The organism is Vibrio antiquarius (assembly GCF_000024825.1).
Taxonomy (GTDB): domain Bacteria; phylum Pseudomonadota; class Gammaproteobacteria; order Enterobacterales; family Vibrionaceae; genus Vibrio; species Vibrio diabolicus.
In genome coordinates this window covers 395,179-406,389 of the sequence record NC_013456.1, presented here as the reverse complement: position 1 = coordinate 406,389, position 11,211 = coordinate 395,179, and the positions used below count along the sequence as shown (strand labels likewise).

The window sequence follows — 11,211 nt, the reverse complement described above, 5'->3', positions numbered from 1 at the left end:
CTTACGCTTGTTCTTTCTTACACATTGGGAAGCCAAGAGCTTCACGCGATGCGTAGTATGCTTCTGCTACTGACTTAGTCAGATCGCGAATGCGCAGGATGTAACGCTGACGCTCAGTTACTGAGATCGCTTTACGCGCGTCTAGTAGGTTGAATGCGTGACCTGCTTTTAGGATGCGCTCGTAAGCAGGTAATGGCAGCGGCTTTTCAAGCTCAAGCAACTCTTTACACTCTTTCTCACACTGCTCGAAGAAACCAAATAGGAATTCAACGTCTGCGTGCTCGAAGTTGTAAGTCGATTGCTCTACTTCGTTTTGGTGGAAGATATCACCGTAAGTCACTTTGCTGCCGTCTGGCGCGATGTTCCAAGTTAGGTCGTAAACCGAGTCTACTTCTTGGATGTACATTGCTAGACGTTCGATACCGTAAGTGATCTCACCAGTGACTGGTTTACACTCAAGGCCGCCAACTTGTTGGAAGTAAGTAAACTGAGTCACTTCCATGCCGTTTAGCCAAACTTCCCAGCCTAGACCCCATGCGCCTAGTGTTGGGTTTTCCCAGTTGTCTTCTACGAAACGGATGTCGTGTACAAGAGGGTCAATACCAAGAACTTCAAGGGAGCCAAGGTACAACTCTTGAATATTGTCAGGCGATGGTTTTAGCGCTACTTGGAATTGGTAGTAGTGCTGAAGACGGTTAGGGTTTTCACCGTAACGGCCATCAGTAGGACGACGTGAAGGTTGTACGTAAGCTGTCGACATTGGCTCTGGGCCAAGCGCTCGTAGACAGGTCATTGGGTGAGAGGTACCCGCACCCACTTCCATATCTAGCGGTTGAACAATGGTACAACCATTTTGAGCCCAATAATCCTGCAGCGCGAGGATCATTCCCTGGAAGGTTTTGATATCGTATTTTTGCATAAGTCAGGTTCGCGCGATTCTCTTGTTACTCGTTAATTCGTCATCTATGCCGAGTTTTTCAACTCTAACAACGGCGATAAAGAGTAATTACGGTTGAATAAATTAACAATCTAGTATAACCAGATATTGAGCATGGGAGTAGAGCTAATCTTGATTAATTCGTGGGCGATTTTCTCCTTTAATGAATTTTTACCGCGTTATCTGCTGTATTTTTCTTAAAAGGGAGTTTTTGCCTGCTTTGGCTCTTGAGAAGCGCAACAAAGGTGGCTAGAATTGCGCCTGTCTTTGGGGAGTAGCTTACCTGATGAAGTTTCTGTTTCATCTGGTTCGTCCGTCAACATAATTGGTGCAAAATCACCATGGCGTTCGAGACTTGAAGCCTTTCAAGTTTAGCAAGACCTTAGACAAATCATCACGAACCGGGGTAGGGGCGTGAGGTTTGTCTTCGGTTAAAAATAATAATCCCTGCCCCAATGAGCATGTCGTGAGCGTTTTAGCTATTTCAATTACTACTGTAGCGTTAGCAGAAATTGGCGATAAGACCCAATTGCTATCTCTATTACTCGCAAGTCGTTACCGCAAACCAATACCAATTATTGCAGCAATCTTTTTGGCAACCATTGCCAACCACGCTTTGGCTGCATGGTTAGGTGTGGTTGTCGCTGACTATTTATCACCTGATATTTTAAAGTGGGTGCTGGTGGTCAGTTTTGTCGCGATGGCGGCTTGGGTGTTGATTCCTGATAAGTTGGATGATGACGAACAGATTTCAAACCGAGGTCCTTTCATTGCCAGCTTTATTGCTTTCTTTGTGGCTGAGATTGGTGATAAAACTCAGATCGCCACTTCTATCCTAGGCGCGCAATACGCGGATGCGCTGAGTTGGGTCATACTTGGCACGACCATTGGTATGTTGTTGGCTAACGTGCCTGTGGTGTTAATTGGTAAGCTTTCAGCAGACAAGATGCCCCTGGGGTTGATTCGTAAAGTCACCGCTATTTTGTTCGTGTTGTTGGCGATTGGTGCGGCCTTCTTTTAATGTTTTTAGGCGGATAACGCAGCCTGAAAATGGAAAATGTTATCCGCGAACAATCGTTAAAATGATGCAAATAATCAATAACTAGCGAATTAGTGGCGTAGCTCAAACTCTGACTTAAAATCGCTCCGTAGCGTGACGGATGACATATTAGTGTCATACTTGTCATGGTAGTTTAATGGTGTGAATGATAGCGAGAGGGCAAGTTTATGCTTACACGTTACATGGGGATGACCCCAAAGAGTCAGAGTTATTTATTCACCTTTGGTTTGGCGCTGTGCTTGTTAGCGATGGTACTGACTGATATGTGGTTGCCGATTGTGGCAGGATCGTTCGTTCTTACTGGATTAACAGTAGAGGCGTGGATTCGCGTAGCCCACATCATTCCTATGCATGAAGAGATGCGGGCAATGAAAAAACAACTCAACAAGCTCCAATCAGAAGTTCGCACACTCGAATACGATGAATAAACAAACGGCAGCCAATCGGCTGCCGTTTTTAATTCGACCAGATTACTCCAATCCTTTCTTGATCAGGTACTGATACGGAACTTGCTCCGTTTGTGCTGCAATTAATTGGTGATCCATAAAACGGCAGAAACTCGGAATGTCTCGAGTCGTGGATGGGTCATCTGCTTTGACCAGCAAAATCTCACCATCTTGCATGTTGCGAATTGTCTTCCTGACCATCATCACTGGCTCTGGGCAGCGCAGTCCTTCCGCCTCTAATGTCTTTGTTGCCAGTTCAGGATTAAAGCTCATAGTGTGATTCTCGTAACTAACTTAGCGGTGAATTCTACGTTCGTTGAAAAAATATTCAATAACCACTTGGCAAACGGAATTTTTTGTTTTACCTTAAATTAACAATTTGGTAACAACTGGCAAGGGAGAGGCAATGTTAACAGCGTTAGACAGACTTACGATTTACTCCGTACTTTGTTTTATCTCGTTTTGTGCTTTGGTACTCAGAACGCCAGCTGACACCTCTTTGATGCCTCTTGTAGGCATGGTTGCCACTATTATTGGGATTTGGATCGAGATGCGCAAATGGTCAGGTGCATCTGAGCAAGAAAATTAGCGCTTTTTGCTTCGATCAGAATACTTTAATAACGCTCACCTATTTTTACCGACACTTCATTCCGACACTATCCCCATTTTTCTTGGGCTTCCCCGCTGAAAGGCGGGATTTTTTTTGCCTGAAGAGTACAATTTACCCAAACACATACAAAATAAGTGGCTAACTCGTGGAACTGGAAGACATCTATCGCCGAGATTTAAATTTACTGGTTGCGTTGCGAGTACTGATAGAAGAAAACAGTGTCAGTAAGGCGGCAACACGTCTGAATTTGAGTCAATCGGCAATGAGTCGTGTGCTTGGTCGTCTGCGTGACTTATTGGGAGACCCGCTGTTTACTCGTCAGGGGCAGCATTTGATCCCAACTCAGAAAGCGTTAGAGATCGATCGCTCATTAGGCGAGCCATTAGAGTCTTTACGTCAGTTGTTATCTCCGGTTGAGTTTGACCCATTGCAATGCGTACAGACTTTCAACATCGTGACCACCGACTATGCCATGCAAACCATTCTGCCGTTTGCTTTGCCGAGAATTTACCAAGAAGCGCCAAACGTGTCTTTTAACTTCTTACCACTGCAACACGACCGTTTATCAGATCAGCTCACTTATGAAGGTGCAGACTTAGCGATTTGTCGCCCGACAGGTCCGGTGGAGCCGCTACGCAGTGAAGTGTTGGGGCGAGTGGGGGTGCTGTGTATGCTTTCAAAACAGCATCCATTAGCGGATAAAGAAATGAGCTTGGATGATTATCTGAGTCATCCACATGCCATGATCGCCATCAGTGATGGTGTTAAGGCACTGATCGAACAAGCTTTGATGGAGAAACCTAAGCGTAAAATGGTTCTGCGGGCTTATCATTTAGAAGCCGCATTGGCGATCATGGATACCTTGCCAATTATCATCACAGTGCCAGCGGACTTGGCGTATCTGGTTGCCGAGCGTTATGACTTGGTGGTGAAACCATTACCATTCCAATTTACTCCATTTGAATACTCGATGATTTGGCATGTGCGTTGCGAGCATTCTCCTGCTCAAGAATGGTTAAGAACGATTGTGCGTGAAGAATGTAGCCGTCTAATAGCTAAGCGTATCGAAGATATGGGACTAAACTGCTAACAAAAAGAGCCAGCAATGCCGGCTCTTCGTCTGTTTACGCTGAGTCAGTGTTTATAGCTTGATAACCACACGACCCGTTACTTGACCGTTGGTGATGTCTTCTGCGTATTTTGGTGCTTCTGCTAGTTCTACTTCAGTACACGCTTGCTCGAAATAGCTGTCTGGTAGTAGTTCAACCAGTTTTTCCCATGCTGCGATGCGTTTCTCTGTTGGACACATTACTGAGTCCACACCTTGTAGACGAACGTTACGTAGGATGAACGGCATCACTGTAGTTGGTAGTTCAAAACCACCTGCAAGACCACAAGCGGCGACCGCACTGTTGTAATCCATTTGCGCCAATACTTTTGCTAGTACTTTGCTGCCGACGGTATCTACCGCACCTGCCCATACTTGCTTTTCAAGTGGACGTGCTGGTTCTTCAAATTCAGTGCGGTCGATGATGCGGCTAGCACCTAGTTTTTCAAGTAGCGGGCCGTTTGTCTCTACACGACCTGTCACTGCAGCAACTTTGTAGCCAAGCTGTGCTAGGAGCGTTACGGCTACCGAGCCTACGCCGCCACTTGCGCCCGTTACTAGGATTTCACCAGCTTCAGGTTTGATGCCTGCATCAAGCAGTGCTTGAACACATAGCATACCAGTGAAGCCAGCAGTACCAACCATCATTGCTTTCTTGCTGTCTAGACCTTTTGGTAGTGGCACGAGCCAATCCGCTTTTAGACGAGCACGTTGAGCCATGCCACCCCAATGGTTTTCACCCACGCCCCAGCCAGTTAAGACCACTTTATCACCAGCTTGATAACGCGAATCTTCAGAACTTACAACCGTACCTGCTAGATCAATGCCAGGTACCATCGGGAAGTTACGGATGATTTTACCTTTACCTGTGATCGCCAAACCATCTTTGTAATTCAACGATGAGTAATCGACCTCAACCAGAACGTCGCCTTCCGGCAGTTGTGTTTCATCGATTTGCTCGATACTAGCGATAGTGCGTTTGTCTTCTTGGTTTAGAACTAGAGCATTAAACATAAGGTTCTCCGAAATTGCGTTAGCGTGACTCAGTTGCCACATACAGCAAGATATTAACTGTCTATAAGTCTATGTCTTCTCTATCTATGAATAAAATGAAAGTTACTCATTTCATGTATGCTTCGTATGCATATTTACTGTGTTTGGCGTAAAACAAAGGGCGACATCTGATGTCGCCCTTAAGTGTAATACTAAATTATTTTAGTATTTATTCATTTCATGCTGGTTGTTGAGTAGATCACTACGACCATCGTCGTTTTGAGCCTACTTCACCCCAAGCGTTAAGGCCTCTCAAATACGGTCGCTATACCCTGACCCAAACCGATACACATAGTGGCTAGACCATATTTCGCATCTTTCGCTTCCATTAGGTTGATCAACGTTGTTGAGATGCGTGAACCAGAACAGCCTAGTGGATGACCCAATGCTATCGCACCACCGTTAAGGTTGACCTTCTCATCCATCACATCAAGCAGGCCTAAGTCTTTAGCACACGGCAGAGACTGCGCTGCAAATGCTTCGTTTAGCTCAACCACATCCATGTCTTCAATTGAAAGACCGGCACGCTTGAGCGCTTTTTTCGTCGCCGGTACAGGACCGTAACCCATAATAGAAGGATCGCAGCCCGCAATGGCCATGCCTTTAATACGTGCACGAATCTTCAAGCCAAGCTCATTGGCTTTCTCTTCACTCATGATCAACATCGCTGATGCACCATCGGACAGCGCCGATGAAGTACCGGCTGTTACTGTACCGTTTGCAGGGTCGAACACTGGGCGAAGTTGAGATAGACCTTCAACGGATGTTTCAGGGCGAATCACTTCATCATAGTCGAGAGTAAACAGTGTACCGTCAGCCGCATGGCCTTCAATTGGTAGGATTTCGTTTTTAAAGCGACCCTCTACGGTTGCTGCGTGCGCACGAGCGTGAGAGCGCGCGGCAAACTCGTCTTGTTGCTCACGGCTAATGCCATGTAATTTACCAAGCATTTCAGCCGTTAAGCCCATCATGCCCGCAGCTTTTGCTACGTTCTTTGACATACCTGGGTGGAAGTCCACGCCGTGGTTCATTGGTACGTGTCCCATGTGTTCAACACCACCAATTAGGCAGATTTCAGCATCGCCAGTCATGATGGCACGTGTACCGTCATGCAGCGCTTGCATGGATGAGCCACACAAACGGTTAACCGTCACAGCGCCAATTTCAATCGGCAGGCCCGCGAGTAGCGCGGCATTACGTGCAACGTTAAAGCCTTGCTCTAGTGTTTGCTGTACACAGCCCCAGTAGATGTCTTCAATCTCGCTTGGGTTCACTTGTGGGTTACGTGCAAGAATGCCTTTCATTAGACGCGCAGATAGATCTTCTGCTCGTGTATGACGGAAAGCACCACCTTTAGAGCGACCCATTGGAGTACGTAGACAATCGACTACGACAACATTTCTTGTTTGATTAGTCATTTTAGAATCCCTCCTTAGATAGAACCTTGCTGTTGTGCACCGTAAAAGCTTTCTCCTTTCGCCGCCATATCAATCAGCATTTGCGGTACTTGGTACATCGCACCTAGCTCGGCGTGTTGTTTTGCCATTTCAACGTATTCAGCAATACCCACGCTGTCTAGATAGCGGAATACGCCACCGCGGAATGGAGGGAAACCAAGACCATAAACCAATGCCATGTCTGCTTCCTGCGGAGTAGCGATGATGCCTTCTTGAAGGCACAGCACAACTTCGTTGATCATTGGAATCATCATACGTTGAATGATGGTCTCATCGTCAAAGTCATGCTTATCAGCACAAACGTCGGCAAGTACTGGTAAGATCGCTTCTGAGAAGGTTTTCTTCGGCTTACCTTTTTTATCTATGGTGTAGCTGTAGAAGCCATTACCATTTTTCTGACCATATTTGTCTGCTTCGAATAGTGCATCAATCGCATCACGACCTTGTTTACCCATACGCTCAGGGAAACCCTCTGCCATCACAGCTTGTGCGTGGTGCGCGGTATCAATGCCGACTACATCAAGCAAGTACGCCGGTCCCATCGGCCAGCCAAACTTACGCTCCATGACTTTGTCGATTTTCGTAAAGTCAGCACCATCACGAAGTAGCATGCTGAAGCCGCCAAAGTATGGGAACAATACGCGGTTAACGAAGAACCCCGGGCAGTCATTAACGACAATTGGTGATTTGCCCATTTTCGCAGCATACGCCACAACACGATTGATGGTTTCATCAGAGGTGTGCTCACCACGGATGATCTCAACAAGAGGCATACGATGCACTGGGTTGAAGAAGTGCATACCACAGAAGTTTTCTGGGCGTTTTAGTGATTTTGCCAATAGGTTGATAGGAATCGTCGAGGTGTTTGAGGTGATAACGGTGTCGTCACCGACATGGGACTCAACTTCACTCAAAACTGCTGCTTTTACTTTCGGGTTTTCAACGACAGCTTCAACAATCACATCAGAGTTTTCAATACCTGCGTAATGTAGGCTCGGTGTGATTGACGCTAAAATACCTGCCATCTTAAAGCCGTCAATGCGACCGCGAGATAAGCGTTTATTCAGCAGCTTAGATGCTTCAGTCATGCCTAGGTCGAGCGACGCTTGTGCGATGTCTTTCATCAAGACTGGCACACCTTTTAGCGCTGATTGGTAAGCAATGCCGCCACCCATGATACCTGCACCTAATACGGCTGCACGTTGCGTGTCTTTACTTGCTGACTTCGCTGCTTTTTTCGCAATGCCTTTGATGTATTGATCATTAAGGAATAGGCCAACCAGTGATTTTGCTTCTTCCGATTTAGCCAATTTCACGAAGTGCTTACGTTCAATGTCTAACGCTTCATTACGTGCAAAGCGAGCACCTTCTTCAATCGTGATAACGGCTGTCATTGGGGCAGGGTAATGAGGACCTGCTTTTTGTGCCACCAGACCCTTCGCCATGGTGAAGCTCATCATTGATTCAAGCTTACTCAGCGTTAGCGGAGATGTTTTCTGTGCTCGGCGTGCTTGCCAGTCAAGTTTCTCGTTAATTGCAGAGTTCAGCGTTTGTAGTGCCGATTCGTATAAAGCATCAGTCTCTACAACAGCATCGAGTAAGCCAATTTTCAATGCTTCATCAGCTCGGCATGCTTTACCTTGGGTGATGATTTCCATTGCGCTGTCTGCGCCAATAACGCGAGGTAAGCGTACACAACCACCAAAGCCTGGCATGATTCCCAGTTTCGTTTCTGGTAGGCCGATGCTGGTGGTTTTGTCACCAATACGCATGTCTGTTGCTAGTACACATTCACAACCGCCACCAAGAGCGTGGCCTTTGATCACTGAGATGGTCGGAACGGGTAAGTCTTCTAATTTGTTAAAGATGCTATTAGCAAATTGCAGCCATTGGTCGAGCTCGGCATCCGTTTTAGCAAACAGACCTAAAAACTCGGTAATGTCTGCGCCTACAATGAATGCGTCTTTATCTGAAGTGAGCAACAACCCCTTGAGGCCTTGATGGGCAATGAGCGCATCAAGAGCTTTATCTAGCGATTCCAATGTCGCTAGGTCGAGTTTGTTGACGGATTTTGGAGAGCAGAAGCTTAGCTCTGCAATACCATCTTGTATTTCCTTTACCTGTAGGGTTTCGGCTTGGTAAATCATTGTCTATCTCCATGACATACAATCGTGGATTGTCTGTATACCTATTTCAACGACGCCGTGTACCTCGGCAAATAGGTATCGAGGAAGTCGTTTTATTTTTGTTCTGGTTTGACCAGTAAAGTTAGTTTGGATCGTGGATTGTCTAATTTCAATACATTTTTTAAACAAGTGTTTAACATTGTGCGCTGTGGCAGATCTTATGCGACGGGTAAATCACACTCGTGATAGACTTCAGGCAAATAGACCTGAATCCATAATCCTATGAATGACAAGCCTTATCTGATTCCAGCAGAGCCCGCTCAATTTGAAGAAGAAATTAAAAAGAGCGTCTTCATTACTTATTTGGCACACACGCCAAGTATCGAAGCAGCAAAAGCATTTGTTGATCAAATCAAAGCTAAACACGCTGATGCCAGACATAACTGTTGGGGCTTTGTTGCTGGCCACCCGGAAGATTCAATGAAATGGGGCTTTAGTGATGATGGGGAGCCATCCGGAACTGCAGGCAAACCGATCCTTGCTCAGCTGTCTGGATCTGGTGTGGGGGAGATCACGGCTGTGGTCACGCGATACTCTGGTGGAATCAAGTTAGGTACAGGCGGCTTGGTTAAAGCGTATGGGGGTGGGGTACAACAAGCGCTCAAGCTGCTTCAAACTATTGAGAAAAAAATAACCACAAAGCTCAGACTAACGTTAGACTATGGGTTTATGCCGATCGCACAGTCAATCATGCCGCAATTTGGTGCGATAGAAGTCGAGGCTGAATACAGCGATCAGGTCGTATTAGTGGTGGAAATTGAGCTTCGAGAAGTGAGCGCGTTTACCCAAGCAATCATCAATAAAAGCGGGGCAAAGGCAATTGTCACTCCGCTAGACGGACAATAATGAAAAACAGGAAGCAACAGGGACAGCTTCGCTAGTCAATTTATCCATGCAATTTCGTTCAATTATTCGAATCGTCGGGCTACTGCTCGCACTCTTTAGTGTCACTATGCTTGCGCCAGCACTCGTTGCGCTGATCTATCGAGATGGTGCAGGTGTGCCTTTTGTTACGACATTTTTTGTTCTGCTGTTTTGTGGGGCCGTTTGTTGGTACCCAAACCGCAGGTATAAGCACGAGCTTAAAGCTCGAGATGGCTTTCTTATTGTCGTTCTGTTCTGGACAGTACTTGGCAGCGCAGGCTCGATCCCCTTTCTAATAGCTGACAACCCGAACGTCTCAGTCACGGATGCGTTTTTTGAATCGTTTTCTGCTCTCACTACGACTGGGGCGACCGTTATTGTTGGTTTGGATGAGTTACCTAAAGCGATTCTATTCTATCGACAGTTACTGCAGTGGTTCGGCGGTATGGGAATCATCGTATTAGCGGTGGCGATTTTGCCAGTACTTGGCATTGGTGGTATGCAGCTTTACCGCGCCGAGATCCCTGGTCCAGTCAAGGACACTAAAGTGACGCCGCGCATAGCAGAAACTGCTAAGGCGCTTTGGTACATCTATTTGAGCCTGACTATCGCCTGTGCTTCGGCTTTTTGGTTAGCTGGTATGACGCCATTTGACGCCATCAGTCACAGCTTTTCCACCATTGCCATTGGTGGCTTCTCTACCCACGATGCCAGCATTGGATACTTTGATAGTTACGCGATTAACCTAATTACCGTGGTTTTTCTGCTTATATCTGCATGTAACTACACGCTGCACTTTGCTGCATTTGCATCAGGTGGTGTACATCCCAAGTATTACTGGAAAGATCCTGAGTTTCGCGCCTTCTTGTTTATTCAAGTGCTGCTATTTGTCATTTGCTTTCTATTATTACTGAAACATCACTCTTACACATCGACATACGATGCTTTCGATCAGGCTCTGTTCCAAACCGTATCAATATCCACAACAGCGGGCTTTACGACAACAGGTTTTGCGGATTGGCCGCTCTTCTTACCTGTGCTGTTATTGTTCTCTTCCTTTATAGGTGGTTGTGCTGGTTCAACAGGCGGCGGCATGAAAGTGATCCGTATCCTGCTTCTTACCTTACAAGGTGCGCGTGAACTAAAACGTTTAGTCCATCCACGCGCGGTTTACACCATCAAAGTAGGTGGCAGTGCCCTACCGCAACGTGTTGTTGATGCGGTTTGGGGCTTCTTCTCCGCATACGCATTGGTATTTGTGGTTTGTATGTTGGGCTTGATTGCTACAGGGATGGACGAGTTAAGTGCGTTCTCGGCGGTGGCTGCGACTCTGAACAACCTCGGTCCTGGCTTGGGAGAAGTGGCGCTTCACTTTGGTGATGTTAACGACAAAGCAAAATGGGTATTGATTGTTTCTATGTTGTTTGGTCGTTTGGAAATCTTTACCTTACTTATTCTACTTACGCCGACGTTTTGGCGTAGCTAAGGGG

At 46.4% G+C, this 11,211-nt stretch carries 12 protein-coding genes; 6 read left to right on the top strand and 6 right to left on the bottom strand.

Translation table 11 applies throughout. From position 1 onward, the window contains the following. Position 1 precedes the first annotated feature (1 nt). Entirely contained in the window at positions 2-919 is a 918-nt protein-coding gene (glyQ, locus tag VEA_RS01945) for a glycine--tRNA ligase subunit alpha (RefSeq protein ID WP_006743179.1), read from the bottom strand. A gap of 178 nt (positions 920-1,097) precedes the next feature. Beyond that, positions 1,098-1,241 (bottom strand): hypothetical protein, encoded by a 144-nt coding sequence (locus VEA_RS24425; protein ID WP_012841258.1) that lies wholly within the window; start codon positions 1,239-1,241, stop codon positions 1,098-1,100. Positions 1,242-1,403: 162 nt separating this feature from the next. Between VEA_RS24425 and VEA_RS01940 the strand changes: the two genes are divergently transcribed. Continuing rightward, a complete protein-coding gene (locus VEA_RS01940) occupies positions 1,404-1,958 on the top strand; it encodes a TMEM165/GDT1 family protein (protein ID WP_012841256.1) in 555 nt (184 codons plus the stop codon). 206 nt (positions 1,959-2,164) lie between these two features. Then, positions 2,165-2,425: a hypothetical protein gene (locus VEA_RS01935; RefSeq protein ID WP_031780377.1), complete on the top strand. Its 261-nt coding sequence runs from the start codon at positions 2,165-2,167 to the stop codon at positions 2,423-2,425. Positions 2,426-2,467: 42 nt separating this feature from the next. Here the strand turns inward: VEA_RS01935 and tusA are convergent, their stop codons facing one another. Next, the gene (gene tusA / locus VEA_RS01930) at positions 2,468-2,716 is read right to left on the bottom strand and encodes a sulfurtransferase TusA (RefSeq protein ID WP_005394130.1); all 249 of its coding nucleotides are present in this window, start codon (positions 2,714-2,716) and stop codon (positions 2,468-2,470) included. Between the two features lie 133 nt (positions 2,717-2,849). Here tusA and VEA_RS01925 point away from each other — a divergent pair, with 133 nt between their 5' ends. Then, positions 2,850-3,032 carry a hypothetical protein gene (locus VEA_RS01925; protein ID WP_005394131.1) on the top strand — a complete coding sequence of 61 codons (183 nt, stop codon included), beginning with the start codon at positions 2,850-2,852 and terminating at the stop codon, positions 3,030-3,032. Between the two features lie 166 nt (positions 3,033-3,198). Further along, positions 3,199-4,143, top strand: coding sequence for a LysR family transcriptional regulator (locus tag VEA_RS01920; protein WP_006743178.1), 945 nt, complete (start codon positions 3,199-3,201; stop codon positions 4,141-4,143). 51 nt (positions 4,144-4,194) lie between these two features. Here VEA_RS01920 and acuI read toward each other — a convergent pair whose 3' ends face one another. From acuI to fadB, 3 genes are all read right to left on the bottom strand, one after another. After that, a complete protein-coding gene (acuI, locus tag VEA_RS01915; RefSeq protein WP_012841255.1) occupies positions 4,195-5,175 on the bottom strand; it encodes an acrylyl-CoA reductase (NADPH) in 981 nt (326 codons plus the stop codon). 281 nt (positions 5,176-5,456) lie between these two features. Further along, positions 5,457-6,632, bottom strand: a complete 1,176-nt coding sequence (gene fadA / locus VEA_RS01910; protein WP_006743176.1) for an acetyl-CoA C-acyltransferase FadA — start codon at positions 6,630-6,632, stop codon at positions 5,457-5,459. A 14-nt stretch (positions 6,633-6,646) separates the two neighbouring features. After that, positions 6,647-8,818 (bottom strand): fatty acid oxidation complex subunit alpha FadB, encoded by a 2,172-nt coding sequence (gene fadB / locus VEA_RS01905; RefSeq protein ID WP_005394137.1) that lies wholly within the window; start codon positions 8,816-8,818, stop codon positions 6,647-6,649. 261 nt (positions 8,819-9,079) lie between these two features. Between fadB and VEA_RS01900 the strand changes: the two genes are divergently transcribed. Both VEA_RS01900 and VEA_RS01895 read left to right on the top strand, forming a co-directional pair. Further along, positions 9,080-9,703, top strand: coding sequence for a YigZ family protein (locus VEA_RS01900; protein ID WP_012841254.1), 624 nt, complete (start codon positions 9,080-9,082; stop codon positions 9,701-9,703). A gap of 46 nt (positions 9,704-9,749) precedes the next feature. Next, entirely contained in the window at positions 9,750-11,207 is a 1,458-nt protein-coding gene (locus tag VEA_RS01895) for a TrkH family potassium uptake protein (protein WP_006743175.1), read from the top strand. The last annotated feature ends 4 nt before the right edge of the window (positions 11,208-11,211 follow it).